The sequence below is a fragment of the Dethiobacter alkaliphilus AHT 1 genome (assembly GCF_000174415.1).
GTDB lineage: Bacteria > Bacillota > Dethiobacteria > Dethiobacterales > Dethiobacteraceae > Dethiobacter > Dethiobacter alkaliphilus.
This window is the reverse complement of sequence record NZ_ACJM01000003.1, coordinates 1-25,868: the sequence shown is the minus strand read 5'-3', so window position 1 is coordinate 25,868 and position 25,868 is coordinate 1. Positions and strand designations below refer to the sequence as shown.

The following is a 25,868-nucleotide window of genomic DNA, read 5'->3' as shown; positions in this document are numbered from 1 at the left end:
ATGCAAAGGAAAGCCAAAGCAAAAACCATTATGATTCAGGGCAGCGCATCTCATGTGGGCAAAAGCGCTCTGGCCACCGCCTTGTGCCGTATTTTTGCCCAGGACGGTTACCGTGTGGCCCCTTTTAAAAGCTGGAATATGGCCTTAAACTCCTATGTAACCTGCGACGGCGGGGAAATTGGCCGAGCCCAAGGGGAACAGGCGGAAGCGGCGGGGATTGAAGCCACCGTGGATATGAACCCTATTCTGGTCAAGCCCAAGGGGCAGGGCCAGGCCCAAATCATTGTGCGGGGCAGGCCCCATGGCGATGTGAGCTATGCGGCGCGCTCCCAGGAAGATTACATACGTTTTAGCCTGCAGGTGATAGCCAGGTCACTGGACACACTGCGGGATGAATATGACATTATCGTCTTGGAAGGCGCCGGCAGTCCGGCGGAGATTAATCTGGCCGACCAGGATGTGGCCAATATGAAAGCAGCAAAACTGGCGGAAGCTCCGGTGCTGTTGGTTAACGATATCGACCGGGGTGGCGCTCTGGCGGCAGCGGTGGGTACCATGCTCCTTTTGCCGCAGGAAGATCAGCAGCGCATTGCCGGTTTTATTTTTAATAAATTTCGCGGCGACAAGGCGGTGCTGGAGCCGGGGCTGAAAGTGGTGGAGGAGCGTACCGGGCGCCCGGTGCTGGGAGTGGTGCCCCATATCCAAACCAATCTGGCCGAAGAAGACGGCGTGGCCCTGGAGCGGAGTGCCTATTGCGGCGAAAGCCAGGGTAAGCTGCAAATCTGTGTGGTGCGCCTGCCCCATATCAGTAACTTCACAGACTTTGACGCCCTGGCGGCAGAAGAGGATGTGGAACTTATCTATGTGGATGAACCGGAAAAGCTCTCCGGCGCCGATGCCGTCATTTTACCGGGCACAAAAAACAGTATGCGGGATCTGCAGTTTCTTCGCCAACACGGCCTGGACAGCGCCATTTTGGCCGCCTGTGAGCAAAAAATTCCCGTGGTGGGTATTTGCGGCGGCTACCAAATGCTGGGGGAGAAATTATGGGACCCCCACGGCGGCGAATCGGGCAGCGGCGCCGCAGAAGCAACGGGGCTGGGGCTGTTGGCGGTAACTACCCGCTTTTATCCGGAGAAAAAAGTGGTGCGGGCAGAGGGAGAATCCCGGCTGTCATTTGCTTTAGGAGAAAAGGTGTCCGGATACGAAATCCATATGGGGCAATCTGAGCGTGAGCCCGGCTGCTCTGCAGCTTTTACTTTGAGTGGAGAGGGCGGCAATGACGGTGCGGTATCGGCTTGCGGCCGCATCTGGGGTACTTACCTGCATGGAGTTTTTGACCGGCCCGGTTTCCGCCGGGCCTGGCTAAACCGGCTGCGGCAGAGCCGCGGTTGGCAGGAGCTGGGCACCGAAGCTTTGGACCACCGGGAAAGCTCATTTGATAAGCTGGCGGCAGAGGTGCGCCGCGCTTTGGATATGGACGCAATTTATCAGCTGCTGGAGTTACCCGGCAAAAAAAAGGAGGATCTGTCATGACAGCGGTGCTGATGGTGCAGGGAACGTCCTCCGATGCCGGGAAAAGCATTCTTTGTGCGGCGCTGTGCCGCTATTTTGCCCAGGAAGGATTTAGTGTGGCGCCGTTTAAAGCGCAGAATATGGCCCTTAATGCCATGGCGGTAGACGGCGGTGAAATCGGCTGGGCCCAGGTCATGCAGGCCGAAGCGGCAGGAGCGGAACCGGAGGTGGCCATGAATCCGGTACTGTTAAAGCCGGTGAGTGACACCCACTCTCAGGTGGTGGTAAACGGCATCTCCACCGGCAATATGTCGGCGGCCCACTATCAGGAACATAAAAAAGTTTTGTTTCCTGAGGTTCTCAGTGCCCTGAATACCCTGCGCAGGAAGTTTGACGTGGTGGTGATGGAAGGGGCGGGAAGCCCGGCGGAGGTTAACCTGCGGGAGCATGATATTGTCAATATGCGCCTGGCGGAAGCGGCGGATGCCCCGGTGCTGTTAATCAGCGATATTGACCGGGGCGGCATGTTTGCCTATGTGGCGGGAACGCTGGCGCTTTTAAATGAAAGTGAGCGAGCCCGGGTGGATGGCGTGATTGTTAACCGCTTCCGCGGTATTAAGGAGCGGTTGCAGCCGGGGCTGGATATGTTAACAGAGCGGATACACAAACCGGTAATAGGGGTAATTCCCTATCTGGACCGTTTGTCGCTGCCGGCGGAAGACTCCCTGGCTTTGGGAGGAATACAACCGCCCGGGGGAGAGCTGGATGTGGCGGTGATTCAGCTGCCGCGCATTGCTAATTTTACCGATTACCACGTCCTGGCAACAGAAAACGGAGTGCGTCTCCGTTATGTGCAAACCCCGCAGCAGTTGGGAAGTCCTCACCTGGTTATTTTGCCGGGAAGTAAAAATACGCTGGCTGATTTGCGGTGGCTAAAAAGCTGCGGCCTGGCAAAAGCGGTGGCAGCAGCAGTGAACGGCGGCTCGTCTCTGGTGGGCATTTGCGGCGGCTACCAGATGCTTGGCCGCCGGGTTGTGGATTTGCAATCGGCAGACGGCACCGGCGGCAGCGAGGAAGGCCTTGGCCTTTTGCCGGTGGAAACAGAATTTTTGCCGCAAAAGACCACGGTCCGGGTAAAAGGAGAAACCATTGAGCACGGTGAGGAGCTATGTGGGTATGAAATCCATATGGGACAAACCACCCGTGGTGAAACAGAGCCTTTTGCCCGCCTTACCTCAGAAAAGGGACAAAGCTACGAGGACGGAGCCGTAAGCGCCGACAAAAGAGTGTTTGGCACCTACCTGCACGGCCTCTTTGACGCCGCAACGTTTCGCCATGGTTTTTTAAACCGCCTGCGCAAGGCCCATGGTTTAAAACCTCAGGAAGGCGATACTCTCTCGGCCCGGCAGAAACGGGAACAGTCGTACCAACTGCTGGCCCAGGCTGTGCGGGAGCATCTGGACTGTGATTTATTAAAAGAATTGGTGCAGCGGCAATTTTAAAGACTGCAGCACAAGGAGAGGAAAAATATGCTGCCCACATTCAAACAGGCTGACGGAAAAGTACTGCGCGCCGGTTATACCACGGGAACGTGTGCGGCGGCTGCAGCAGCAGCTGCAGTGCGGCTTTTATACAGCGATAATGATTTAACTGAAGTGGAAGTGTCCACCCCGGCAGGGATAACTCTGGTGCTGCCTTTGGCACAGGCTGAGCGGCAAGAGGGCTGGGCCTGTGCCGCAGTAAAAAAAGATGCGGGCGATGATCCCGATGTAACCCATAACGTGCTGGTGGTGGCCAAGGTAAAAGAGCTGCCGGTGGGGGAAGTGGAAATCTGCGGCGGTGAGGGAGTGGGACGGGTAACCAAGCCCGGCCTGGCCCTGCCGGTGGGGGAGGCGGCCATCAATCCCGGACCGCGGGCCCAGATTCTGGCCGCTGTTAAGAGTGTTTTGCCGCAGGATAAAGGTGTATCTATTACCATTGAAGTTCCCGGTGGAAAAGAGCTGGCTCAAAGGACCTTAAATCCCCAGCTGGGTATTGTGGGGGGAATCTCCATTCTGGGCACCACCGGCATAGTGGAGCCCATGTCTTCCGATGCCTTTAGAAGGTCGCTTTCACCACAGATTGATGTGGCACTGGCGGCAGGCTGCCGGCGCCTGGTACTTACTCCGGGGAAGATGGGCAAAAAAAATGCGCTAAAGAGTCTGCCGGTGGCAGAAGATGCGGTGGTGGTGACCAGTAACTTCATCGGCTACATGCTGAGAGCCTGTGCGGCCAAAAATGTGGAGGAAGTGCTGTTGTACGGCCATATCGGCAAGCTGGTGAAGGTGGCGGCGGGAATTGCCGAAACCCACAGTGCGGTGGCCGATGCCCGCCGGGAGACGCTGGTGGCTCATGCGGCGCTTTTAAAACTGCCCCATGGAGTGCTAACGGATTTGATGCAGCACAATACCGCCGAGGAGTCGGCGGCCTATCTTCTGGAACACCGCTATGTTAACGTGCTGCAGGCGGTGGCGGAGGCTGCGGCCCGCCGGGCGGAAATCATGGTGAAAGAAAAACTGCGTGTGGGCTGTATTATGCTGAACCTGGCCGGAGATGAACTGGCCCGGGACAGCTTGGCCGCCAGGTGGCTGGAGGGATAAAATGAACAGGATTATGGTACTTGGAATCGGACCGGGAGGAGAGGATTATATTCTGCCGGTGATACGAAAAAAAGCGGCGGAGGCCGACGTTTTGGTGGGAGGCCGCCGGGCGGTGGATCCCTTTGCCCACCTGGGCAAAGAATTGATACCGGTGACCGCCGATCTGCAAGGACTGGCACTTAAACTTGGAGAACTGGCCAAAACTAAAAAAGTGGCGGTTCTGGTTTCCGGAGACCCGGGTTTTCACAGTTTACTGGCTTACCTGCGGCGCCATTTTTCCGCCACTGAACTGGAAGTACTGCCCGGGGTTTCTTCAGTGCAGGTGGCTTTTGCCCGCCTGGGCGTGCCCTGGCAGGGCGCCATGCTCTTGTCGGCCCATGGTCGGGAAGGCAACGATTTGCTGCCGTCTCTTATGGTGGCGGGAAAGAAGGCTATCTTAACCGACGGCAAATGGACACCCGGCCGGCTGGCAAAGTTAGTGCTGGAAAACGGCGGAGAGGATGCGCCGGTGGCGCTGTGCAGGCGGCTTACCACCCCCGCTGAAGAGGTGGTTATAACGCGCCTCTCCCGTCTTGACGGCAGTGAGGAAGGGGATTGCGTGATGGTGATTCTGGATGAATAAATTTTGGCCTTATACGGTGCCCGGCATAAGCGATAGGGAATTTACCCGGGCCAAAGTTCCCATGACAAAAGAGGAAATCCGGGCACTGGCCCTTTGTCGTGCCCGGCTGGCTCCGGAGCAAACGGTGTGGGATGTGGGGGCCGGTACCGGCTCGCTTACGGTGGAAGCGGCCCTTTTTACTCCGGGAGGCCGGGTATATGCGGTGGAAAAGAATGCAGACGGCGTGGAGTTGATACATAAAAACTGTGCAAAGTTCGGTGTGGAGCATGTAGAGGTAATTTCAGGCACCGCACCTGCGGCCCTGGCCGGTTTGCCCCGTCCGCACCGGGTATTTGTGGGCGGCAGCGGTGGAAACTTAGAAGAGATTCTTGATGTGTGCGGCCAAAAGTTGGTTGACGGCGGGATTGTGGTCCTGGCCCTGATTTCACCGCGCAACCTGGCTTGCGCACTGCAAAGGCTGGCGGCGGCACCGTTTGTGGAACTGGAGGGAATTCATGTTCAGGCTTCCCGGCTGGAGAAGCTGGGCCAGGAGCATTTTTTCCGGGCCACAAACGGAGTATGGCTTTTAAGCGCAAAAAAGGAGGCCCAATAAGATGGGTATGGGAACATTGTATGGTATTGGAGTGGGCCCCGGGGACAGCGGCCTTTTGACGGTGAAGGGCCGGGAAATCCTGGGCCGCTCACAGGTGATTTGTGTGCCCAAGTCCAAAACGGAGCGGGAAAGCGTGGCCCTTTCGGTGGTTAAACCTTACCTGGCAGAAGATGCGGTGGTAGAAGAGCTGCTATTTCCCATGTCCCGGGACGAAGCGGTGCTGGAGGCCCATTGGCAGGAGGCGGCCCAAGCGGTGGCTAAGCTGTTGGAACAGTATGACAGCGTTGCATTTTTAACCATTGGCGACCCGCTGCTTTATAGTACTTTTGGCTATCTGCTTAAATTTCTGCAGCAGGTGGCACCGCAGGCACCGGTGGAAGTGGTGCCGGGCATTTCTTCTTTTAATGCCGCCGCCTCACTTTTGCGGATTCCGTTGGTGGAGCAGAATGAACGGCTGGCGGTGGTGCCGCTGCCGGTGACAGAGCAAGAGTTTCTGGGGCTTAGCCAATATGTGGATACGGTGGTATTTCTAAAAGTGTCCGCCGGCTTTGATGAGCTGCTGGACTTGTTGGAAGCAAGTGAGTTTGCCGACGAGGTTTATCTGGTGAGCCGCTGTGGGACGGGGGATGAATTCTGGACCAACGACCCCTTTGCAATGCGCGGCCAAAAAATAGATTACCTGTCGCTTTTGATTGCCAAAAGGAGGAAGGGTTAATGACTGTTTATTTTGTGGGCGCGGGGCCCGGGGATGCGGAGCTCATCACCGTAAAGGGAGCCCGCCTCCTGGGTGAGGCGGATTTAATTCTCTATGCCGGGTCGCTGGTGAACAAAGATATTCTGGTGCATGCCGGCAAAAAGACCCGGATTGAAGACAGTGCCGGCTTAAATCTGGATGAGCAGGTAAAAATGATGGCCGAGGCACTGCAGGAAGGGAAAAAGGTGGTGCGACTGCACACCGGCGATCCGGCACTCTACGGTGCTATCCAGGAGCAGATGGATGCCCTGCAAAAGCAGGGGATAGAAAGCATCATGGTACCCGGGGTATCCTCCTATGCCGCGGCGGCCGCGGCGGTGGGTCGGGAGCTCACATTACCTGAGGTTTCCCAGACGGTGATCATCACCCGTCTGGCGGGGCGCACTCCTGTGCCACAGAAGGAAAATCTGGCTTCGCTGGCAGCACACCGCGCGTCCATGTGTATTTTCCTCAGTGTAGGCATGATGGATAAAGTGGTTACAGAACTCCAGGAAGAATATCCGGCAGAAACTCCGGTGGCGGTGGTGGAGAAAGCCTCCTGGCCCGGAGAGCGGGCAATCCGGGGCACACTGGCAGACATTGCCCAAAAGGTACAGGAAGCGGGGATCACCAAGACCGCCATGATTCTGGTGGGCGAGTTTCTGGGTAAAGAGGATTATGTGCCGTCCCGCCTGTATGCCGCGGAGTTTAGTCACGAATACCGGAAGGCACAGGACTAATGAACGGTGCGGTAATTGCGGTGACGCCGGGAGGCCAAAAACTGGCCCGGCGGGTGGCCAAAACCACTGGATTTAGCATTTATCTTCCCGAAGATTTACGCAGTCCCGGCGACGGCGCCATCTCCTATACCACGCTTAGGCAGGCCGTTACCGATTGTTTCCGGCAAAAAGAAGCGCTGGTATTGATAATGGCCTGCGGGATTGCGGTGCGCATCCTGGCGCCGCTCATTGAGAGCAAGCAGACCGACCCGGCGGTGGTGGTGATGGACGAGGCGGGCAGCTTTGCCATTTCCCTGCTTTCCGGGCACTGGGGCGGTGCCAATGAACTGGCACACTCTTTGGGAGAACTGCTGGGAGCAACGCCGGTGATTACCACCGCCACCGATGTAAACGGCCTGCAGGCGGTGGATACCCTGGCCCGGGAAATGGGGGTGCAGCCGGAGCCCTTTTCGCTGATTAAGCAGTTTAATGCCGCCATGTTAAAGGGTGAGGCGGTGGCGGTGTTCTCCGACTATCCCGGTTTGCGACGCATCTCCTGTGCCGGACTGTTTTTCTATCCCTTTTCCCAGTTTGCACAGATGGCTCCCCAATACAAATACCGGGCCCTGTTAACCAATGCAGCCAAAGTGTTGGGCAGCCATGACGGTGATTTGTATCTGCGCCCGCCCAATTTATGTATCGGGATCGGTTGCCGGCGCGGCGTGCCCACAGAGCGGATTTTGCAGGCCATTTATGATGTGCTGGACAAACACAATCTGGCCCGGGGCAGTATTGCCCGTCTGTGCAGCATTGACGCCAAAAAGGATGAACTGGGGCTTTTGGGCGCGGCTAAACAGTTGGGAGTACCGGTAGACTTTTACAGTAAAGAAGAAATCACGGCGCTTAAAGTGCCTTATCATGTATCATCGTTTGTACATCAGAACATGGGGGTGGGAGCGGTATGCGAACCGACAGCAATGCTGGCGGCGGGCAACGGCCGGCTGCTGGTAACGAAACAGAAAATGGAAGGGATTACGGTGGCGGTGGCAGAGGAAGAGTATCCGTGGTCGGGCTGGGACCAGGGGGAGAAGAAACACTGACACCGCAGGCCCGGGATGCCATAAGCGGGGCCGATGTGGTTATTGGCTATTCCACATACATTAAGCTGGCTAAGCCTTATTTAACAAATCAGACCGTTCTTTCCTCAGGGATGAAGAAAGAGACGGACCGGGCCCGGGTGGCGGTGGAGGAAGCGCTGGCGGGCAAACGGGTGGCGGTTATCTCCAGCGGCGACCCCGGTGTGTACGGTATGGCTAGCCCCATTCTGGAAATAGCGCCACCGGAATTGGAAGTGGACGTTATTCCCGGGGTCACCGCGGCCACCGCCACTGCGGCGGTGTTGGGTGCGCCGCTGACCCACGACTTTGCGGTGATTAGCCTCTCTGATTTACTCACACCGTGGGAGACTATTTTAAGGCGCCTGGACGCAGCAGCGGCGGCGGACTTTGTTATAGTGCTCTATAACCCGCGCAGCCACGGCCGGGACCAGCATCTGGAGGTGGCCCGTAATGTGGTACTAAAACACCGGGCAAAAGAGACACCGCTGGGTCTGGTGAAGGACTGCTGCCGGGCAGGGGAAGCCAAACAGGTTACCACTCTTGGAGACATGAATATTGAGGATGTGGATATGACCACCACGGTAATCATCGGCAACAGCCAGACTAAGGTGCTAAACGGCCGGATGATAACACCGCGGGGGTATGTAATATGATTTTGCTGATGGGGGGAACCCAGGACGCCCGGGAAGTGGTGAAGGCACTTAATCTGGCCTTTCCCCGGACAATGATTGTGGCCACCGCCGTCAGTGATTACGGAGCCGACTTACTTAGGAAGCAGGGCGGCTGCGTGGTACTGCAGGGCGCCATGGACGCCGCCGCTTTAACCCAGCTTTATCCGGGAAAAGGAAGTACGGGTATTGGTGGATGCCACCCACCCTTATGCCGAGGGAGCCTCAAAAGAAGCGCAGCAGGCTGCCAAAGAGGCGGACATAGCATACCTGCGCTATGAGCGGCCCGGCGCAGACATTCCCGCAGGAGACGGTGTTTATTATGCGCCGGACTTTGCCGCGGCGGCCACCATTTCTGCAAGGCTTGGCAAAAAGATTTTCCTCACCATCGGCACCCGGCATTTGCATGAGTTTATCACAGCCCTTCCACCGGAAAAAGAGGTGGTGGCCCGGATTCTGCCCGATGAGGGCGGTATCGAGCACTGCCGGAAGCTGGGCCTTTCGCCGGCGCAGATTGTGGCGCTGCAGGGCCCGGTTACCAAAGAGTTAAACGCCGCTTTGTTTGCTCAGTATGGCGCGCAGGTGGTGGTATCCAAAGACAGCGGCCGGACCGGGGGCACACCGGAGAAAGTGGCGGCGGCCCGGGAGAAAAAAATTCCCATAGTGCTGGTGCGCCGGCCTGCCGGGCCAGGCGGGTTAGGTTCCCCGGCAGAAGTGATTGCCGCGGTACGTAAGCTATTATCCTAAGCTTTTATTTTGAGAAACGGAGGCAGAAAAAAATGAAAAAAGCAGTTCTTTTGGTTGGACACGGCAGCCGCAGGGCGGAGGCCAATGAGGCGCTGGTTTATCTTGCGGACCTGTTGAAGAAAAAACGTCCGGAAACTGAGATGTCTTACGGTTATTTGCAGTTTGCCCAGCCCGATTTGCCCGCGGCACTGGAAGCGCTGGACAAAAAGGGGATTGAGGAAGTGGCGGTTGTTCCCGTCTTTTTATATGAAGGAATCCATATCCGCGAAGATATTCCGGAGGTGCTGGCCGAAGAGCAGAAAAAACGGCCCCACATGCGTCTGGTGCAGGCGCCGGTATTGGGGATTGATGAGCGGATGGCAGATATCGTCCTGGACCGGGTGGACCAGGGTTTGCGGGGTTAAAGAAGCTTATGGAATATATTAAAGACCCCAAGGCAATCGAACAAAAAAGTATGGCTATTATTGAGGAGCGGCTGCGTGATTTTCCCTTTGATCCGCTGCAAAAGCCGGTGATTAAGCGGGTGGTTCATACCACCGGCGATATCTCCTTTGCCGATATTACAAAGTTTAGTGAAGGTGCGGTGGAAGCGGCTGTTAAAGCCTTTGGCGCCGCAGAACCGGTTTTCTGTGATGTGGAAATGGCCCGCTCCGGCATTAACCGGGCCAATGCCGCCAAGCTGGGATTAGACATTACATGCCTGATACATGAACCGGCGGTGGCCGAGGAAGCTAAAATTGCCGGCACCACCCGGGCGGCGGCGGCCATGGCCAAAAAATTACGGGAACATCCCCAGGGCGGTATATTTGTCATCGGTAACGCTCCCACCGCACTTTTTGTGCTGCTGGAAGCGGTTAAAGCCGGCACTGCCCGGCCTGCCCTGGTGGTGGGGGTACCGGTGGGATTTGTGGGGGCACTGGAGTCCAAAGAATGGCTCACCGAATTTAATATTCCCTGGATTACCGTAGCTGGTGAAAAGGGCGGCAGCACCATTGCCGCCGCCATTGTCAACGCCCTTTTGTCTTTAACCATCGCCCAGAAGGAGAGTTAACATGAAGCGCATTCTCATTGCCGGAACCCACAGCGGTGTGGGCAAAACCACCATCACCGCCGGACTCATAGCTGCCCTGCGACGGCGCGGCCATGCGGTGATCCCCTTTAAAGTGGGCCCCGACTATATTGACCCCGGCTTCCACGGAGCAGCGGCCGGTGTGGCTGCCGGTAACCTGGACAGTTGGATGGTGCCGCCGGATCAGGTGCTGGAAACGCTGGAGCGCCGGGTGCCGGAAAACGCCGTGGCGGTAATTGAGGGGGTAATGGGCCTCTTTGACGGCCGCAAAGGTATGGGGGAAGTGGGCAGCTCGGCCCATGTGGCCAAGCTCACCTCTACCCCGGTCATCCTGGTGGCAAGCGGTGCCAAAATGGCCCGCAGTGCGGCGGCGCTGGTGGGCGGCTATGTGAATTTTGATCAACAACTTAATGTGGCCGGCGTTATTTTAAATCACCTCTCCGGTGACAGTCATTACCGGCTGCTAAAAGAGGCGCTGGACGAGCACCTGGCTTTGCCGGTCTTTGGTTATCTGCCCAAAGAGACTAAAGTGGCTATTCCGGAGCGGCATCTGGGCCTTTTGCCTTCGGCAGAAAAAGCGGCCTTGGGTGAACTGTTCAGTTCCCTGGCTGATTTGGTGGAGTCTAATCTGGACGTGGACGCAATTTTAAAGGCGGCAGAAAAAGCACCGCCGCTACCCAAACCCGAAAAACGGGTTTTCCCTGAGGATACGGCTCCTGCTCTCTGCCGTATTGCGGTGGCCCAGGATAAGGCCTTTCATTTTTACTATCCGGAAAACCTGGATTTACTCCGTGCCTATGGGGCCCGGATTGTTCCCTTTTCACCCCTTGAGGACCCCGGCCTGCCGGAAAATGTGCAGGGCGTTATGTTGGGCGGCGGTTTTCCGGAGATGTTTGCGGATCTTTTAGCACAAAATACGTCCCTTATGGCTGCGCTGCAAAGTGCTGTAAATGATGGGATGCCGGTTTATGCCGAATGCGGCGGGTATATGATGCTGGCCCGGGAGTTGGCGGATTTTAAGGGAGAGCGCTTTGCCATGAGCGGTGTTTTTCCCGGACGGGCGGTAATGCGTGGTAAGCGCCGTGCTTTGGGCTATGTGGAAGTGGCCGGCGCCCCGGGCAATTACCTGCTGCCGGAAAATGAAACATGCCGCGGCCATGAATTTCACTGGTCTGATATGCAGGATGTATCCAGCGAGCCCTTATATTTAAAAGAACCGGCAAAAGAGCCGGTGGGGGAGCAGGCAAAAAACTGTCTTGGCTCCTATATTCACCTGCATTTCTTAAGTAATCCCGGGGTGGCCCGCCGCTTTGTAGAGAAGTGTGCGGCATACGGTAAGAACGGAGGAGAGCATGAAGATAGATGAGTCTGAAAAGCTGGTCCTGATTTTAGGCGGGGCCCGCAGCGGCAAAAGCAAACTGGCCGAAGAAATTGCCCTGACCTCCGGCGAAGCGGTGGCCTATATAGCCACCGCTCCCGTCTATGACCAGGAGATGGCCCACCGGGTGAAGCTGCACAAAGAGAGGCGTCCGGACCACTGGTTTACAGTGGAGGAACCCCGTGATTTAACTGCGGCGCTGGCGGCGGTGCCGGCTGAAACAAAAACGGTTCTTCTGGACTGCCTGACTCTGTGGCTCACCAACGTGCTGTTGGCAGACTACGATGAAGATATGCCGTCAGAGAAGATTGACGGCATAGAAGAAACCATCCGTGAGGAGTTGAGCCGCTTTTGTGTGGCAGCAAGGAAGAAGAACATCCGGATTCTGATGGTGGCCAATGAAGTGGGCTGCGGAATTGTGCCTGAATCCCGGCTAGGCCGACTCTTTCGTGACATTGCCGGCCGGGCCAACCAGCAGGTGGCCAAAGAGGCCGATGCGGTATACCTGGCGGTGGCCGGATACCCTCTGCAGGTCAAAGGGGGCGCATAACGTGCAGCTCCTGTTTGCCTATTTACTTGATTTATTGGTGGGAGATCCGCGGCAGCTGCCCCATCCCGTTATTTTTATTGGGCGGCTAATCTCTGCTCTTGAGAAACGGCTGCGAAAACCCCATCATTCTCCACAGATTCAACTGGTATACGGAACAGTGGTGGTTGTTCTTGTCCTGGCAGCCACGGCGGGTGCGGTACTCTTTATGGTCTGGGCTGCATCGCTTATCCATCCTGTGGCGGGGGTGGCGGTAAGTGTGGTGCTTTTATCCACAACGCTGGCGGTGCGCAGCTTAAGTGAGGCGGCACAGGATGTGATAAAACCGCTTGCCTCAGGTGACCTGCCTGGGGCCAGGTATGCGGTGTCCATGATTGTGGGGCGCGATACCGCTCTCATGGACGAGCCTGAAGTGGCCCGGGCCACGGTGGAGACGGTGGCGGAAAATACGGTGGATGGGGTAACCGCCCCCCTGTTTTACGCCTTGGTGGGTGGTTTGCCCCTGGCTATGGCCTATAAAGCGGTAAACACCATGGACTCTATGCTGGGCTATAAGAATGACCGCTATCTTTATTTTGGCCGGGCAGCTGCCAAATTGGATGACGTAGCCAACTGGCTGCCGGCCAGGATTAACGTGGTGGCCATGCTGGTGGCCTCCCGTTTACTTAGCCTTAATACCGGAAATGCCTGGCAGGCTGTAAAAACCGACGGCCAAAAGCATCCCAGCCCCAACAGCGGTCTGGCAGAAGCGCTTACCGCCGGTGCCCTGGATATTACACTGGGCGGAGAGAACAGCTACGGCGGCCATATCTCGCGCCGGCCACAGCTGTGGGCCGCGGGACAAAAGGCCGGTCTGGGAGATATTAAAAGCGCTGCACGTTTGATGCAGGTAACATCATTGGTCTTTATTGTGGTGGGCCTACTCATCAGGAGTGCTTTAAATGCAATAATTTAGTGTATGTAGTAAGAAAGTAGCGATAAAACTATTGGAGGCGGTTATGGAGACAGGGGAAAACAAACTACACCCGTTTGGCCACGGCGGCGATATCCAAACTGCAGCCGCCTATGCCGGTGTGGAGGCAGGGGACATTCTGGATTTCAGTGCCAATATAAACCCGCTAGGCCCACCGCCGGGGCTATTTGCTCATCTGACGGACTCATTACCACAGATTGAGGCTTATCCCGACCCGTCCTGCCGCCGCCTGAGTCAGGCCATCCTCCGGCGTTATGAACCGGCGGGGGAAGTGCTGGCGGGCAACGGCGCCGGAGAGCTCATTTATCTGTTGATGCGGGCTTTGCCGCCGGGACCTGTGCTTTTGCCGGTCCCCACCTTTACCCTCTATGAGCGGGCGGCTCAGGCAGCGGGCAGGGAAGTTTCTTGCCACTTCTTGCAACAAGAAGGGCGCTTCAGGCCCGAAATTCCGGCATTGTGTGCTGATATAGCAAGAATTAAGCCGGCGGTTACATTTTTGTGCAACCCCAATAACCCCACCGGTGTGTTCCTGTCCCGGGAAGAAGTGCTGTCGGTGGGACGAGCCTGCGCCAAGGCCGGCGGATATTTGGTGGTTGACGAAGCATTTTTGGAATTTTTGCCGCAGTGGCAGGAATTAACTCTTTTACAGTCTAAACAGGATAATATAATTGTGCTGTGTTCGCTGACTAAAATGTATGCCATTCCCGGGCTTCGTCTGGGATTCATGGCAGCACAACAATCTGTGGTTGCTGCGGCGCAAAAACTGCGGGACCCCTGGAGCGTGAACCATTTAGCCCAGGAAGCCGGGCGGTATGTGCTGCAGGATGCGGGGTATGTCCGCCGCACTGCAGAGGAAGTTGGCAAACTTGCCGGCTCTTTGGCTCGTCGGTTGCAGAAAATTCCCGGCCTGGATGTTTTTTTGCCGTCGGCCAACTATATATTTCTGGGCAGCAAAACTGTAGCATCGCCTGAATTACAGCGCAGATTGTTGCAACATAACATCCTGGTGCGTGACTGCGGTAATTATCAGGGACTGGAGCAGCGCTTTATCCGGGTGGCGGTCCGCAGTGCTGAGGAAAATGAAAGTTTGCTTTCTGCGCTGCAGGCAGTCATGCCCTAAACGGAGGAAAACAATGAAGTTAATATTTATCAGACATGGAGAAACCCTGTGGAACCGTGAATTTCGTATGCAGGGCGTCAGTGATGTGGCACTCAGTGAGGTGGGTGTGCGCCAAAGTGCTGCTTTGGCCAGAGGTTTTAAATGGCAGATAGATAAAATTTTTACCTCGCCTCTGGACCGGGCCGTTTCCTTTGCAAAACCTTTGGCTTCCCGGTTCAAGTTGACCCCGGAGATTATCCCGGAGCTGCGGGAGATGTCCTTTGGTCGTTGGGAAGGACTGCGCTACGCCGATATGGACGATGAGATGAAAAAAGGCTTTGAAGAGTGGTGCGTGGATCCGGTCAACGTCTGTCCTCCTGAGGGAGAAGCGGCGGCAGATATGGGGGAAAGGGTCCGGGCGGCGGTGGATAAGATTAGCCAAACCCTGGGGGAGGATGAAACGGCGGCCGTTGTGACCCACGGCGGATTGATTCGGGTGGCCGTTACCCTTTTGCTGGAGCTACCTCCGGTTACCGCAGCCCGGATGCAGATAGAAACCGGCTCCGCAACCATTTTGGAATATGTGGCCGGTTATTGGAGCCTGGTAAAATTAAATGACACCTGCCATCTGCAGGAAAACGGTGAAGAGAAAGGCGGTTTATGATGAAGCGATTTATGCTGGCGCTGCGCTTTCTTACCGTGTACCCTTTTGGGGGCGATGAAAATATTGACGGCAACGACCTGGCCGCCTCCACCGTCTACTATCCCATTATCGGGGCAATGTTGGGCATCATACTCTATTGGGGATTGCAGCTGGCGCAAAGGGCCTGGCCTGAAATTCTGGCTTCGGCACTGATAGTAACTCTATGGGTGCTGTTAACGGGTGGCCTGCACCTGGACGGGCTGATGGATACCTTTGACGGTTTGGGTGTCAGGGGAGACCGTGCCCGGCGTCTGGAAGTGATGCGGGACAGCCGTGTTGGTGCTTTCGGCGTGCAGGCTGCCGTGCTGGGAGGATTTATAAAAATCCTGGCTGTCTCACAACTGATAAATCGTCCGGCCTGGATGCTGGGCCTGATTTTGGCCCCGGTGGCAGGGCGTACCGCATTGGTGGCGCTGATGGCCACCGGCCGTTATGCCCGGGAGGGATATGGCCTGGGCCGTGAGTTTGTGGAGCGCACCTCAATGGTGCACTTACTGCTGGCAGTGCTGCTATTTCTGATTTTGGGCTATGCCGCACTAAGCATAGCCGTGTTTCCTCTCCTTATTCCCCAGATTTTGCTCTTTTTTTTACTGCGGTATTTTTTTGTGCAAAATTTCGGCGGCGTCACCGGCGATCTGCTGGGAGCAGCCTGTGAGCTGCACGAACTGGCATTTTTGCTTTTACTGCCCATTATTTTACGCTAGTGCTGTTTTTAAAAACAATGTCGTAAAACTAATTAACGTTTGCAACAAAATGGTGAAGTGGGTTGAAACAGGCAGGATTTTCTTCCAGTGGGGCGAATTATTTTGTATAAACGGGAAATTCTAACAAGTAGCGCCAGAGTCCAGGGAGGAATAACTGTGCTGAAGCCAGGCTTTGAAAAACAGGTAAATTTAGAAGAGTGCAGACGTATTGATGAGAAGGAAGTGGCTTCCCCGGCAAGAATCCGTGCCAAGGTACGGTATGATTACCGTGGTAAAGCACGTCCTTCACGGTTTTTCTTCGGAGGCAAAAGCTCAGAGGAGATGGCTGTGGAGCTGCGGGAGCAGCAGGCCGCCCTCTGGCGTAATGTGCCGGTAAAGGGCATTTACGTAGAAGATATTATAATGGGCGATCTCTACACGGTGTATGATGAAGAAACTGATTCTGATGTGACTTTTGCGCCCATGGAACTGGAAATGATGGCCGATTCTCTATTTAACCTGGTGCGCTTTGCCGTCCGCGACGAGTTCAGACGCATAAAAATCATGGAACCCCTGCGCGTTGGCTTAACGGTGCAGGACATGGAACAGGTCTTCTTTGAAGTCCACGAACAGGCCAAAACCCAAATTCAACAAAAAACAAAACGTTACCACGACTAAGACCAAGATAAAGACTAAAAACCAAGCGGCCTCCGGCCGCTTCTTTCATCCCCGTGGACAGAGGGACAGGTTTATTTGTCCACAAAAGTGGGACACGGGGACAGGTTCAACTGTCCCACTTTGTTAAAATTCTTGGAGGGCATATGCGATACACTGAATTGGCAACAAGCGGTGAGCTGACCAGTCGTGCAGAAAAAGCAGTACAGGGTCTTGGCAAGTGCCTGCTTTGCCCGCAGGCCTGCGGTGTGGACCGCACTGCCGGGAAAACCGGCTTCTGCCGGGCCGGAAAGTTGGCCCGGGTCTCAAGCTATGGCCCCCACTTCGGGGAAGAGGCTCCATTGGTGGGCCGCGGCGGCTCCGGCACTATTTTTTTTGCTTATTGTAATTTACGCTGCGTTTTTTGCCAAAACTACGATATCTCCCATATGGGGTATGGCGATGACTTAGAGCACCAAGATCTGGCTGAAGTGATGCTTGCTCTGCAAAAGCGGGGTTGCGAAAACATCAATTTTGTCACCCCCACCCATTATGTGCCGCAAATTCTCTCGGCACTGTCGCTGGCGGCTAAAAAGGGTTTAACTGTGCCGCTGGTTTATAACTGCGGAGCCTATGAGTGTCCGGAGACCCTAAAGCTATTAGATGGCGTAATTGATATTTATTTACCCGATACTAAATTCAGCGACCCGGGTTTGGCTAAGAAGTATTCCGGTGTGGAAAACTATCCTGCCAGCATGTTTTCATCTTTAAAGGAAATGCACCGCCAGGTGGGAACACTGCAGGTAGATAAGCGGGGCGTGGCGGTACGCGGTTTAATGGTGCGCCATCTGATTATGCCCGGCGGTTTGGCCGGCACCGAAGATGTGCTGCGCTTTATTGCCGCCGAACTTTCCCCGGATACATACATAAACCTGATGGGACAATACCATCCGGCTTTCGAAGCAGATAAGTATCCGGAGCTTTCCCGGAGGCCTAGTCGCAATGAACTGATGGAAGCCCGGGCACTGGCAAAAAAATACGGCCTGACCAGAGTTGAATAATGGGACAAGGGGACCCTCTGGGAGGGCGTGAGCAGCGTGAACAAATAAACCTGTCCCTTTGTCCATGGTAGAATAAGGAAAGTGTGGACAGTGAAACCTGTCCCTCTGTCCACAAAAGTGGGACAGTTGACCTGTCCCCTTGTCCCAGGGAGGTTTGATTTTTTATGGGTGAGTCGCAGTTGAAGGTGTTGGTAGTTGGTGGGGGGCCGGCGGGGATGATGGCGGCGGGCCAGGCGGCGGCTGCCGGTGCGTCGGTTACTCTTTTGGAACGTAATGACCGGTTGGGTAAGAAGTTGGCCATCACCGGCAAAGGCCGGGGTAATGTGACCAACGATGCCGATGTGGAGGAGATTATTGCCCAGTTTCCCGGTAACGGAACTTTTTTATACGGGCCCATATATCGTTTTACCAATGACGATGTGCGCCGCTTTTTTGCTGAGCTTGGTGTGCCCACTGTGGTGGAGCGTGGCGGACGGGTTTTTCCCAAGTCGCAGAAGGCGTCTGACTTAGTCCAGGCCATGGAGCGGTTTCTGGTGAAAACCGGCGTCCGGGTGCAAAAAGGGGAGCGGGTAACGCGTCTTAGTGTGGCCGGTGGCAGTGTGGTTGGTGTGAAGTGCGGCGAGAAAGAGATAACAGCGGATGCGGTGATTTTGGCCACCGGCGGTGCATCATATCCCGCCACCGGGTCCACCGGCGACGGGTATCGCTTGGCGGAGAAGGCGGGTCACGCCGTTGTTAAACCCCGGCCCGCGCTGGTGCCATTGGAGGTGGCGGAAAAGTGGGTGCCGGAATTGACCGGCCTGGCGCTAAAGAATGTCAGTGCCCGGGTTCTGGTGGAGGGGCGTTTGGCCGCCGAAGAGTTTGGTGAGATGCTCTTTACCCATTATGGTGTCAGCGGCCCGATAATACTCACCCTGAGTCGTGAAGCTACCGGCGCACTAAACAGGGGCAAAAAAACCCAGATTCAAATTAACCTTAAGCCGGCCCTGACCCCCCAGCAGCTTGATGCCCGCCTGGTGCGGGATTTTGATAAATACTCGCGTAAACAGTTTAAAAACAGCTTAGATGATCTTTTGCCGCAAAAGCTTATTGAGCCGGTGGTGAGGCTCTCGGGGATTTCCGGGGATGTGCCGGTAAATCAGATTACCAAACAGCAGCGGATTAAACTGGCTGAAACGCTGACCGCCCTGACCCTGAATGTGACGGCCATGCGCCCACTGCGGGAGGCTATCGTGACGGCGGGTGGTGTTAATGTTAAAGAAATTGATCCCGCCACCATGGAATCAAAATTAGTAAAAAACCTTTACTTTGCCGGCGAACTGATTGATGTGGACGGCAATACCGGCGGCTACAATTTGCAGGCAGCGTTTTCCACCGGATTTGTGGCGGGAATATCTGCAGGAAAACAGGAATAATTTCCCGCTACTCTGACATACTCTTTTGGTAAGAGGGGGCATGTCAGATGGATTTCGAACGGTGGTTTAATGAACGGACAAGTCGTTTTGAGCGCCTGCTGATTAAGTCGGCGGCGGTGTTGTTGTTTGTCCTCTTGGTAAGCCAGGCGCTTTTAATCAATCCTCAGGTGCGGAGCAGACTGAGTCTTGTGGAGCGGTTGGAAGGCGTACCCTATGAGCAGGAAGTCGAGCAGGAACAGGAAACCTCTGCCCGCCCTCCGGTGCAGGCCGAAACCTTTTATCTGGAACTTTCTGTCATTAACGAAATAGATGCTTCCCTTCTCAGTGTGTATGTTAACGGAGAGAAGGCTGCCACCTTCGGTAATGATGGTACTGCAAAGGTGGAGGTGCATGATGGAGATCTGGTAGAGGTAGACGGTGACCATTCAATATACGATATCGAGGTTGTGGTGAGCGCCATTTCCGATGGAGTGGTTTCGCCTGAAGAAGGGCAGGTCGTTACATATTTTGGCAGACCTGAAACCATCAGCTGGGTTGTTGTGCAGGGAAACTGAGGAAAAAAGCTTGCCAAAGAGAGGAATTTAAGTTATTATTTAATTTAAAGCTAAACCTTTAGTTTAAGTGTAGTTGTGGGAGGACGTTGTAGTGGGTCGTAGTGTTGTCAGAGGGATCAGAGGAGCAATTAACGTTTCAGAGAACAGAGCGTGTGAAATTACGCAGGCAACCAGAGAATTGCTCTCAAAAATGACGAAAGCCAATAATGTCAAGAAAGAAGACATCGCCAGTGTCTATTTTACTCTGACGCCTGACCTTAATGCTGTTTTTCCGGCAACTGCCGCAAGAGAATTAGGCTGGGATAATGTGCCATTACTCTGTGCCGTAGAAGTTGACGTGCCCGGAGCATTGGCTTTTTGTATTCGTGTGCTTATACATGTGAACACTGAAAAGTCTCAGGCTGAGATAAAACATATTTATCTTAGGGAGGCCCGTGCTTTGCGTGCCGACCTTGCCCATAACAACACCTAGCGTGTTGTTTTTGTTGTTCAATTTTCTGTAGGGAGAGACGCCTATGAAACCCAGAATTGCCATTGACGGTCCTGCCGGCGCGGGGAAAAGTACGGTGGCCCGTGAAGTGGCCAGACGTCTTGGGCTTGCATACCTTGATACCGGTGCCATGTACCGGGCCATTACCCTGGCGGGTTTGCGCCAAAATGCAGATTTACATAATACTGCTGCGCTGGAAGAACTGACCCGAAATTCAGAGCTTGATATCCAAAGCGCCCCCAACGGCAACATCATTTATTTAAACGGGGAAAATGTGACTGAAGATATTCGCCTGCCGGAAGTGAGCCGCAACGTCTCCTATGTGGCCCGCTGCCCGGAAGTACGGGATATATTAGTAGGAAAACAGCGTGAAATGGGTAACCGTGGCGGTGTGGTGATGGATGGACGCGATATAGGGACCACCGTAATGCCTGATGCGGAATATAAGTTTTTTCTCACCGCATCCCTGGAAGAGAGGGCACGCCGGTTGGCGGAGCTGCATGCCAAGGGGGAAACACTGGCTTTGGAGCAGATGGTTAAAGAGATTGCCGCCCGTGATAAAATTGACTCCGAGCGGGAATGCGCGCCACTGCGTCCTGCAGAGGATGCCATTCATCTTGATTCAACGGCCTTGACCAAAGAAGAAGTTATAGAATCAATAGTCAACCGTGTTTCGGGCAAATAAAACCGGAGGTAAAACCATGCTGTATAAAGTAATCCGACAATTGTTTGCCTGGATCTTTCAGATATTTTACCGCTGGGATGTACAGGGCCGGGAAAACCTGCCCGACGAGGGAGCTTTTCTTTTATGTGCCAATCATATTTCCTGGTGGGACCCTCCGCTTATGGGGGCTGTAACCAGTAGGACAGTGCGCTTTATGGCAAAAGAAGAATTATTTAAAATTCCCGTTTTCGGCAAAATATTACCGAAAGTAAATGCCTTTCCCGTCAAGCGGGACAGCGCAGACCGCAGAGCCATAAAAACTGCTTTGGACACACTAAAAAGCGGCGGAGTTGTGGGGATTTTCCCTGAGGGAACCCGCAGTAAAACCGATGATTTACTGCCGCCCCAGGCCGGTGTTGGCCTGATTGCGGTAAAAAGCGAAGCGCCGGTGGTGCCGGCGGCCATTGTGGGCCCTTATAAACTCTTTCGTCCCATTCAAGTCCGCATCGGTAAGCCCATGACCTTTCCCCAACATTACGGCACCAGGGTAAAAGCGGAGCACTTGGAAGATACGGCCCAAAAAATCATGGAAGAAATCGGCCGCCTGCGGAAGGTGTAAAATAATTTTGAGGTGAGTTTTTGAAGGTTATTGTAGCAGAACACGCCGGCTTTTGTGGCGGTGTTAAAAAAGCGGTAAAGCAGGCCCTGGATGCATCCCGCCAGGGGCGGGTCTATGCTTTGGGTCCCCTTGCCCATAATGACAGTTTGTTAGATAAATTACGTGAAGAAGGCGTAATCTTTGTGGACGATTTGGCTGAGGTGCCTCACGGTGCCACGGTTGTTATTCGTTCCCACGGTGAACGCCCGGAGGTGTTCCGGCAGGCCGAAGAACGGGGCCTGCAAATAGTTGATGCGACCTGTACCTTTGTGGGCAAGCTGCAAACTCTTGTAGCCCGCCTGATTGAAGAGGGAAAACAGGTCATTGTCCTGGGCGATCCCACTCATCCGGAAATCAAGGGTGTTTTGGGATGGGGCCGTGATCAGCCCATTGTTCTCACCGCCGACGGCTCCATATCTGAGTTGGAGGGGCTAAATCGGGAAAAGCCGGTAGCTCTTGTGGCACAAACCACACAGCGTCAGAGTATTTTGGCAGAAATCGGTGAGAAACTAAAAGCGATAGTTCCGGTGGTTGAAATATATAATACAATTTGTCAGGCAACGGCATTGCGGCAGGAAGCTGCCCGCAACCTGGCTTATGATGTGGATCTGATGGTGGTGGTGGGCGGCAAAAACAGCGCCAACACCCGCAAACTGGCGGATGTCTGCCGGTCGACCGGTGTGAGAACCATCGCTGTATCAGAGGCACATGAACTGGATGCCGAACAACTGAAAGAGGTTAGGACAGTCGGGGTTACCGCCGGTGCTTCAACACCCGACTGGACGATAAAGGAGGTCATTGGAAAAATGGAAAACGAGAAGAACACAGAGCTCCAGGAGGAGCAAACGGCAACGGAGGAAGTATCCCTGGACCAGGAGATTAAGGAATTCTCCGCAGGGGATGTAGTAACAGGCACTGTGGTACAGGTGTCCGACGATGAAGTACTTGTGGATATCGGGTACAAGAGCGAGGGAGTCCTCCCGCGCCAGGAAGTTATATTAGAAGGTGATCAGATGCTGGCCGACGTTATGGAAAACGGTCAGGAAGTGGAAGTGGCCGTGAAAAAGGTAGATGATCAGGAAGGCAGAATCATTCTGTCCCGCAAAGCCATTGAGCGTAAGCAAAAGTGGGCTGAGCTGGAAAAAGCCTTTGAAGAGGGCACCATTCTTTCCGGCAAAGTAAAGGAAGCTGTTCCCGCCGGCCTGGTGGTGGAACTGGGCGGCGGCTATGATGCCTTTATGCCCGGCTCCCTGGTAGACGTCCGCTATATCCCGGACTTTAACGAATTCCAGGGTCAGGAAATTTCCTTCAAAATCATTGAAATGCGCCCTGAAAAAGAGAAGCTGATTCTGTCCCGCAAGCAGGTGCTGGAAGAAGAAGCTGCAGTGCAAAAAGACAAGGTATTAGCAGAGTTGGAGCCCGGCCAAATCATTAAGGGCACTGTTAAGCGCCTCACCAACTTCGGTGCTTTTGTAGATGTTGGCGGCATTGACGGCCTGGTTCATATTTCTGAAATCTCCTGGCATCGCATCGATAACCCCGGTGAAGTGCTTAGCGTAGGCGATGAAATTGAAGTAAAAGTTATTGAAGTTATTCCTGAGCGCGAACGGATTGGCCTTTCCCTGCGTCAGGCTCAGCCCGATCCCTGGACAGAGGTGGGTCAGAAGTTTAGCGCCGGCGATGTGGTAGAAGGTAAAGTTACCCGTATTGTGGACTTTGGTGCTTTCGTGGAATTGATTCCCGGCGTGGAAGGCCTGGTGCATATTTCCCAGTTGGCCAACTACCACGTCAAGCAGCCCTCCGAAGTAGTACAGCAGGGTGACGTTGTTAAAGTTAAAATTCTGGATATTAACACCGATGGCAAACGGGTTAGCCTGAGCATGCGTGATGCTGCCCCCCGCCCCAAAAAAGAGCAGACCCGTCAGGTACAGCAGCAGCCGGAAGATACCGGTACCGGTGTGACCCTGGGTGATGTCTTTGGTGACTTGTTTGACCTGGAAAAAGATAAAGAGGAGTAAATCATGTCACGTCAGGCACGAAAACTGGAACATCTCTGGCATGCAGTCCGCTCTGATCTAACCAGTGCTGATTTCTGTGATATCAACCTGGTCCATAACTGCCTGCCGGAAACCAGTCTGAAAGCGCTGGATCTTTCCACAAACCTGGCCGGAATTAACCTTCGGCTCCCGCTGTTCATCAACGCCATCACCGGTGGTGTGGAGGATGCGGAGTGTGTGAACCGGGAATTGGCCCTTACCGCTAAAGAATGCGGCATGGCACTGGCGGTGGGCTCCCAGATGGCAGCCCTGGAAAATCCGCTTTACGCCAAAACATTTCATGTGGTGCGCGAAGTCTATCCGGATGGAATTATCTTTGCCAACATCGGTGCCTACTCCGATGTTGATATGGCGCGCCGTGCAGTGGATATGGTCCGTGCCGATGCTTTGCAGATTCATCTTAATGTTCCCCAGGAACTGATGATGAAAGAAGGGGACACCGATTTTCGCGGTTACCGCCGGCAGATTGAAAAAATCGTCGGTGCCGTGGATGTACCCGTCATTATCAAGGAAGTGGGCTTTGGAGTGGCCCGTGAGCAGGCTGCAATCTTTAAGGAGCTTGGTGTGGCCGCCATCGATGTGGGTGGCAAAGGCGGCACAAACTTTATGCTGATTGAACGCCGCCGGGCTCACGCCAAGACTAATCCCGATCTTTTAAAATGGGGAATTCCCACAGCCATTTCTATCCTGGAGGCCAAAGCCGGAGCGCCGGATACCGACATTGTGGCCAGCGGCGGTTTGAATTCCGGGCTGTTGGCAGCAAAGGCTCTGGCCTTAGGCGCCAACACTGTGGGTATTGCCGGACTGGCGGCCAAAATGCTGTTGGCAGAAGGCCGTGAAAAACTGGTGCTGTGCCTCAATGAAATGATCAATGAAATGAAAATGATAATGGTTATGACCGGAGCACATAATATTGCTGAATTGCGTGAAGTGCCCCTGGTGGTTACCGGTGAGACCCGTCAATGGCTTGATCAACGTGAGATCTCACTGTCAGAATTATTTTCATCCCGTTAAGTGCAAAAAAAAGGCTGACTATCAGGTCAGCCTTTTTTTTTCCAATGCACAGATTATTGTGAAAATTTCATATGGTGAAAGCTGGTTTCATTGACAGTTTGACAAAAGTTGATATAATCATCAATTAGAGGCATCGTTGCCTCAGATTATTGTGAAGGAGTGTCAATGGTGACTGAATCTCTTAATGCGTTTGAAATTGCTCAGCAGCAAATCCATGAGGCAGGTAAATATATCAACCTGGACCCTGCTCTGGAAGCCATCATTAAAGAACCTAAGCGTGTACTTATTGTAAGTTTTCCTGTAAAAATGGATGACGGTACCACAAAGGTATTTCAGGGAATCCGCTCCCAGCATAACGATGCCATCGGTCCTTGCAAAGGCGGCATCCGTTTCCATCCTGATGTGACAGTGGACGAAGTTAAAGCCCTTTCCATGTGGATGACTTTTAAATGCGGTGTTGTGGGACTGCCCTACGGCGGTGGTAAAGGCGGCGTAATCTGTAACCCCAAGGAAATGTCCCAGGGTGAACTGGAGCGTGTGGCCCGCGGCTTCATTGAAGCCATCGCTGCCATTGTGGGCCCGGATAAAGACATCCCCGCCCCCGATGTGTACACCAACGCCCAGGTTATGGCCTGGATGATGGATACCTACAGCCGCATTGCCGGCAGCAACCAGTTTGGTGTAATCACCGGCAAGCCCATTATTGTCGGCGGTTCACTTGGCCGTAACGAAGCCACCGCCCAGGGTTGTATCTACACCATTATCAAAGCCGCAGAAAAAATCGGCCTGAACCTGCAAGGCGCCACCGTTGCTATCCAGGGCTACGGTAATGCCGGCTATATTGCCGCACGCCTGCTGCATGATTTGGGTTGCAAGCTGGTAGCGGTCAGCGATTCCCGCGGTGCAGTGTACAGTGAAGATGGGGTGGACCCCTCACACCTGCTGGAGCATAAACAAAAAACCGGCTCCTGTGTGGAGTTTGGTACCTGCAGCCTGATTACCGGCGAAGACCTTTTGGAAATGGATGTGGACATTCTGGTTCCGGCAGCGCTGGAAAACGTGATTACTTCCAAAAACGCCGCCAACATCAAAGCGAAAATCGTGGCGGAAGCGGCCAACGGCCCCACCACCCCCGATGCAGACAAAGTTCTCTTTGAAAACGGCGTAATGGTTATCCCCGACATTCTGGCCAACGCCGGCGGTGTAACCGTTTCCTACTTTGAGTGGGTTCAGAACCTGATGAACTACTACTGGACCAAAGAAGAAGTAAACACCAAGCTGAAAGCTTTGATGTTTGACGCTTTCGATAAAACCTATATCACCAGCCAGGAGCATAAAGTGGACATGCGTACCGCAGCCTACATTAACTCCATCACCAGGCTGTCAGAAGCCATCAAGGCCAGAGGCTTGGTTTAAACCAATAAACTGCCAACCGGCAGGAGAGAATTCTCTCCTGCCGGTTTTTTTTTGCTGCTAAGGTAAGCAGCACTGAGGTC

Annotated in this window: 29 protein-coding genes; all 29 read left to right on the top strand. The window is 54.3% G+C overall.

The window, feature by feature from the left end:
* The 29 genes from DEALDRAFT_RS03375 (at position 1) to DEALDRAFT_RS03240 (ending at position 25,788) form a co-directional block, all read left to right on the top strand.
* On the top strand, positions 1 to 1,536 hold the full coding sequence (locus tag DEALDRAFT_RS03375) for a cobyric acid synthase (protein ID WP_008514890.1): 1,536 nt from the start codon (positions 1 to 3) through the stop codon (positions 1,534 to 1,536).
* Entirely contained in the window at positions 1,533 to 3,017 is a 1,485-nt protein-coding gene (locus tag DEALDRAFT_RS03370; RefSeq protein ID WP_008514889.1) for a cobyric acid synthase, read from the top strand. Before DEALDRAFT_RS03375 ends, DEALDRAFT_RS03370 begins: the two co-directional genes overlap by 4 nt.
* A 27-nt stretch (positions 3,018 to 3,044) precedes the next feature.
* On the top strand, positions 3,045 to 4,154 hold the full coding sequence (gene cbiD / locus DEALDRAFT_RS03365) for a cobalt-precorrin-5B (C(1))-methyltransferase CbiD (protein WP_008514888.1): 1,110 nt from the start codon (positions 3,045 to 3,047) through the stop codon (positions 4,152 to 4,154).
* A 1-nt stretch (position 4,155) separates the two neighbouring features.
* Positions 4,156 to 4,776: a precorrin-6y C5,15-methyltransferase (decarboxylating) subunit CbiE gene (gene cbiE / locus DEALDRAFT_RS03360; RefSeq protein WP_008514887.1), complete on the top strand. Its 621-nt coding sequence runs from the start codon at positions 4,156 to 4,158 to the stop codon at positions 4,774 to 4,776.
* Positions 4,769 to 5,368, top strand: a complete 600-nt coding sequence (gene cbiT, locus DEALDRAFT_RS03355; protein WP_008514886.1) for a precorrin-6Y C5,15-methyltransferase (decarboxylating) subunit CbiT — start codon at positions 4,769 to 4,771, stop codon at positions 5,366 to 5,368. Before cbiE ends, cbiT begins: the two co-directional genes overlap by 8 nt.
* A 1-nt stretch (position 5,369) precedes the next feature.
* Positions 5,370 to 6,083 (top strand): precorrin-2 C(20)-methyltransferase, encoded by a 714-nt coding sequence (gene cobI, locus DEALDRAFT_RS03350; RefSeq protein WP_008514885.1) that lies wholly within the window; start codon positions 5,370 to 5,372, stop codon positions 6,081 to 6,083.
* Positions 6,083 to 6,841 (top strand): precorrin-4 C(11)-methyltransferase, encoded by a 759-nt coding sequence (gene cobM, locus DEALDRAFT_RS03345; RefSeq protein WP_008514883.1) that lies wholly within the window; start codon positions 6,083 to 6,085, stop codon positions 6,839 to 6,841. Before cobI ends, cobM begins: the two co-directional genes overlap by 1 nt.
* Positions 6,841 to 7,920, top strand: a complete 1,080-nt coding sequence (locus DEALDRAFT_RS03340) for a cobalt-precorrin 5A hydrolase (RefSeq protein WP_008514881.1) — start codon at positions 6,841 to 6,843, stop codon at positions 7,918 to 7,920. Before cobM ends, DEALDRAFT_RS03340 begins: the two co-directional genes overlap by 1 nt.
* A complete protein-coding gene (gene cobJ, locus DEALDRAFT_RS03335; protein WP_008514879.1) occupies positions 7,884 to 8,591 on the top strand; it encodes a precorrin-3B C(17)-methyltransferase in 708 nt (235 codons plus the stop codon). The genes DEALDRAFT_RS03340 and cobJ overlap by 37 nt, the downstream gene beginning before the upstream one ends.
* A complete protein-coding gene (locus DEALDRAFT_RS16675) occupies positions 8,588 to 8,887 on the top strand; it encodes a precorrin-6A/cobalt-precorrin-6A reductase (RefSeq protein ID WP_143753366.1) in 300 nt (99 codons plus the stop codon). The genes cobJ and DEALDRAFT_RS16675 overlap by 4 nt, the downstream gene beginning before the upstream one ends.
* Entirely contained in the window at positions 8,799 to 9,353 is a 555-nt protein-coding gene (cobK, locus tag DEALDRAFT_RS03330) for a precorrin-6A reductase (RefSeq protein ID WP_243441135.1), read from the top strand. The genes DEALDRAFT_RS16675 and cobK overlap by 89 nt, the downstream gene beginning before the upstream one ends.
* 32 nt (positions 9,354 to 9,385) lie before the next feature.
* Positions 9,386 to 9,757, top strand: coding sequence for a sirohydrochlorin chelatase (locus DEALDRAFT_RS03325; protein WP_008514876.1), 372 nt, complete (start codon positions 9,386 to 9,388; stop codon positions 9,755 to 9,757).
* Between the two features lie 8 nt (positions 9,758 to 9,765).
* Positions 9,766 to 10,404, top strand: coding sequence for a precorrin-8X methylmutase (locus DEALDRAFT_RS03320; protein WP_008514873.1), 639 nt, complete (start codon positions 9,766 to 9,768; stop codon positions 10,402 to 10,404).
* Position 10,405: 1 nt separating this feature from the next.
* Complete coding sequence (locus tag DEALDRAFT_RS03315; RefSeq protein ID WP_008514871.1) at positions 10,406 to 11,788, top strand: cobyrinate a,c-diamide synthase; 1,383 nt, start codon at positions 10,406 to 10,408, stop codon at positions 11,786 to 11,788.
* Entirely contained in the window at positions 11,775 to 12,350 is a 576-nt protein-coding gene (gene cobU / locus DEALDRAFT_RS03310; protein WP_008514869.1) for a bifunctional adenosylcobinamide kinase/adenosylcobinamide-phosphate guanylyltransferase, read from the top strand. Before DEALDRAFT_RS03315 ends, cobU begins: the two co-directional genes overlap by 14 nt.
* 1 nt (position 12,351) lies before the next feature.
* Positions 12,352 to 13,302, top strand: a complete 951-nt coding sequence (gene cbiB / locus DEALDRAFT_RS03305) for an adenosylcobinamide-phosphate synthase CbiB (protein ID WP_008514867.1) — start codon at positions 12,352 to 12,354, stop codon at positions 13,300 to 13,302.
* 43 nt (positions 13,303 to 13,345) lie between these two features.
* Positions 13,346 to 14,440 (top strand): threonine-phosphate decarboxylase CobD, encoded by a 1,095-nt coding sequence (gene cobD / locus DEALDRAFT_RS03300; protein ID WP_008514866.1) that lies wholly within the window; start codon positions 13,346 to 13,348, stop codon positions 14,438 to 14,440.
* A 13-nt stretch (positions 14,441 to 14,453) separates the two neighbouring features.
* Complete coding sequence (locus DEALDRAFT_RS03295) at positions 14,454 to 15,083, top strand: histidine phosphatase family protein (RefSeq protein ID WP_008514863.1); 630 nt, start codon at positions 14,454 to 14,456, stop codon at positions 15,081 to 15,083.
* A complete protein-coding gene (cobS, locus tag DEALDRAFT_RS03290) occupies positions 15,080 to 15,826 on the top strand; it encodes an adenosylcobinamide-GDP ribazoletransferase (RefSeq protein ID WP_083798610.1) in 747 nt (248 codons plus the stop codon). Before DEALDRAFT_RS03295 ends, cobS begins: the two co-directional genes overlap by 4 nt.
* Before the next feature lie 156 nt (positions 15,827 to 15,982).
* Positions 15,983 to 16,483, top strand: a complete 501-nt coding sequence (locus DEALDRAFT_RS03285) for a hypothetical protein (RefSeq protein WP_008514860.1) — start codon at positions 15,983 to 15,985, stop codon at positions 16,481 to 16,483.
* 143 nt (positions 16,484 to 16,626) lie between these two features.
* On the top strand, positions 16,627 to 17,520 hold the full coding sequence (locus DEALDRAFT_RS03280) for a radical SAM protein (RefSeq protein WP_008514858.1): 894 nt from the start codon (positions 16,627 to 16,629) through the stop codon (positions 17,518 to 17,520).
* Between the two features lie 164 nt (positions 17,521 to 17,684).
* Positions 17,685 to 18,935: a BaiN/RdsA family NAD(P)/FAD-dependent oxidoreductase gene (locus DEALDRAFT_RS03275; protein WP_008514856.1), complete on the top strand. Its 1,251-nt coding sequence runs from the start codon at positions 17,685 to 17,687 to the stop codon at positions 18,933 to 18,935.
* Positions 18,936 to 18,982: 47 nt separating this feature from the next.
* Positions 18,983 to 19,489 carry a hypothetical protein gene (locus DEALDRAFT_RS03270; protein WP_008514855.1) on the top strand — a complete coding sequence of 169 codons (507 nt, stop codon included), beginning with the start codon at positions 18,983 to 18,985 and terminating at the stop codon, positions 19,487 to 19,489.
* Between the two features lie 91 nt (positions 19,490 to 19,580).
* Positions 19,581 to 19,961 (top strand): chorismate mutase, encoded by a 381-nt coding sequence (gene aroH, locus DEALDRAFT_RS03265; RefSeq protein WP_008514853.1) that lies wholly within the window; start codon positions 19,581 to 19,583, stop codon positions 19,959 to 19,961.
* Positions 19,962 to 20,004: 43 nt separating this feature from the next.
* Positions 20,005 to 20,664, top strand: a complete 660-nt coding sequence (gene cmk, locus DEALDRAFT_RS03260; protein WP_008514851.1) for a (d)CMP kinase — start codon at positions 20,005 to 20,007, stop codon at positions 20,662 to 20,664.
* 16 nt (positions 20,665 to 20,680) lie between these two features.
* Entirely contained in the window at positions 20,681 to 21,262 is a 582-nt protein-coding gene (locus DEALDRAFT_RS03255) for a lysophospholipid acyltransferase family protein (protein WP_008514850.1), read from the top strand.
* 20 nt (positions 21,263 to 21,282) lie between these two features.
* The gene (locus tag DEALDRAFT_RS03250; protein ID WP_008514848.1) at positions 21,283 to 23,319 is read left to right on the top strand and encodes a bifunctional 4-hydroxy-3-methylbut-2-enyl diphosphate reductase/30S ribosomal protein S1; all 2,037 of its coding nucleotides are present in this window, start codon (positions 21,283 to 21,285) and stop codon (positions 23,317 to 23,319) included.
* A gap of 3 nt (positions 23,320 to 23,322) precedes the next feature.
* On the top strand, positions 23,323 to 24,372 hold the full coding sequence (gene fni, locus DEALDRAFT_RS03245) for a type 2 isopentenyl-diphosphate Delta-isomerase (RefSeq protein WP_008514846.1): 1,050 nt from the start codon (positions 23,323 to 23,325) through the stop codon (positions 24,370 to 24,372).
* A gap of 165 nt (positions 24,373 to 24,537) precedes the next feature.
* Entirely contained in the window at positions 24,538 to 25,788 is a 1,251-nt protein-coding gene (locus tag DEALDRAFT_RS03240; protein WP_008514843.1) for a Glu/Leu/Phe/Val family dehydrogenase, read from the top strand.
* Positions 25,789 to 25,868: the final 80 nt, after the last annotated feature.

Bases quoted from the DNA above. Each gene is read 5' to 3' on its own strand.
- DEALDRAFT_RS03375 (WP_008514890.1), top strand. From the start codon at position 1: ATGCAAAGGAAAGCCAAAGCAAAAACCATTATGATTCAGGGCAGCGCA.
- DEALDRAFT_RS03370 (WP_008514889.1), top strand. From the start codon at position 1,533: ATGACAGCGGTGCTGATGGTGCAGGGAACGTCCTCCGATGCCGGGAAA.
- cbiD (WP_008514888.1), top strand. From the start codon at position 3,045: ATGCTGCCCACATTCAAACAGGCTGACGGAAAAGTACTGCGCGCCGGT.
- cbiE (WP_008514887.1), top strand. From the start codon at position 4,156: ATGAACAGGATTATGGTACTTGGAATCGGACCGGGAGGAGAGGATTAT.
- cbiT (WP_008514886.1), top strand. From the start codon at position 4,769: ATGAATAAATTTTGGCCTTATACGGTGCCCGGCATAAGCGATAGGGAA.
- cobI (WP_008514885.1), top strand. From the start codon at position 5,370: ATGGGTATGGGAACATTGTATGGTATTGGAGTGGGCCCCGGGGACAGC.
- cobM (WP_008514883.1), top strand. From the start codon at position 6,083: ATGACTGTTTATTTTGTGGGCGCGGGGCCCGGGGATGCGGAGCTCATC.
- DEALDRAFT_RS03340 (WP_008514881.1), top strand. From the start codon at position 6,841: ATGAACGGTGCGGTAATTGCGGTGACGCCGGGAGGCCAAAAACTGGCC.
- DEALDRAFT_RS16675 (WP_143753366.1), top strand. From the start codon at position 8,588: ATGATTTTGCTGATGGGGGGAACCCAGGACGCCCGGGAAGTGGTGAAG.
- DEALDRAFT_RS03325 (WP_008514876.1), top strand. From the start codon at position 9,386: ATGAAAAAAGCAGTTCTTTTGGTTGGACACGGCAGCCGCAGGGCGGAG.
- DEALDRAFT_RS03320 (WP_008514873.1), top strand. From the start codon at position 9,766: ATGGAATATATTAAAGACCCCAAGGCAATCGAACAAAAAAGTATGGCT.
- DEALDRAFT_RS03315 (WP_008514871.1), top strand. From the start codon at position 10,406: ATGAAGCGCATTCTCATTGCCGGAACCCACAGCGGTGTGGGCAAAACC.
- cobU (WP_008514869.1), top strand. From the start codon at position 11,775: ATGAAGATAGATGAGTCTGAAAAGCTGGTCCTGATTTTAGGCGGGGCC.
- cobD (WP_008514866.1), top strand. From the start codon at position 13,346: ATGGAGACAGGGGAAAACAAACTACACCCGTTTGGCCACGGCGGCGAT.
- DEALDRAFT_RS03295 (WP_008514863.1), top strand. From the start codon at position 14,454: ATGAAGTTAATATTTATCAGACATGGAGAAACCCTGTGGAACCGTGAA.
- cobS (WP_083798610.1), top strand. From the start codon at position 15,080: ATGATGAAGCGATTTATGCTGGCGCTGCGCTTTCTTACCGTGTACCCT.
- DEALDRAFT_RS03280 (WP_008514858.1), top strand. From the start codon at position 16,627: ATGCGATACACTGAATTGGCAACAAGCGGTGAGCTGACCAGTCGTGCA.
- DEALDRAFT_RS03275 (WP_008514856.1), top strand. From the start codon at position 17,685: ATGGGTGAGTCGCAGTTGAAGGTGTTGGTAGTTGGTGGGGGGCCGGCG.
- DEALDRAFT_RS03270 (WP_008514855.1), top strand. From the start codon at position 18,983: ATGGATTTCGAACGGTGGTTTAATGAACGGACAAGTCGTTTTGAGCGC.
- cmk (WP_008514851.1), top strand. From the start codon at position 20,005: ATGAAACCCAGAATTGCCATTGACGGTCCTGCCGGCGCGGGGAAAAGT.
- DEALDRAFT_RS03255 (WP_008514850.1), top strand. From the start codon at position 20,681: ATGCTGTATAAAGTAATCCGACAATTGTTTGCCTGGATCTTTCAGATA.
- fni (WP_008514846.1), top strand. From the start codon at position 23,323: ATGTCACGTCAGGCACGAAAACTGGAACATCTCTGGCATGCAGTCCGC.
- DEALDRAFT_RS03240 (WP_008514843.1), top strand. From the start codon at position 24,538: ATGGTGACTGAATCTCTTAATGCGTTTGAAATTGCTCAGCAGCAAATC.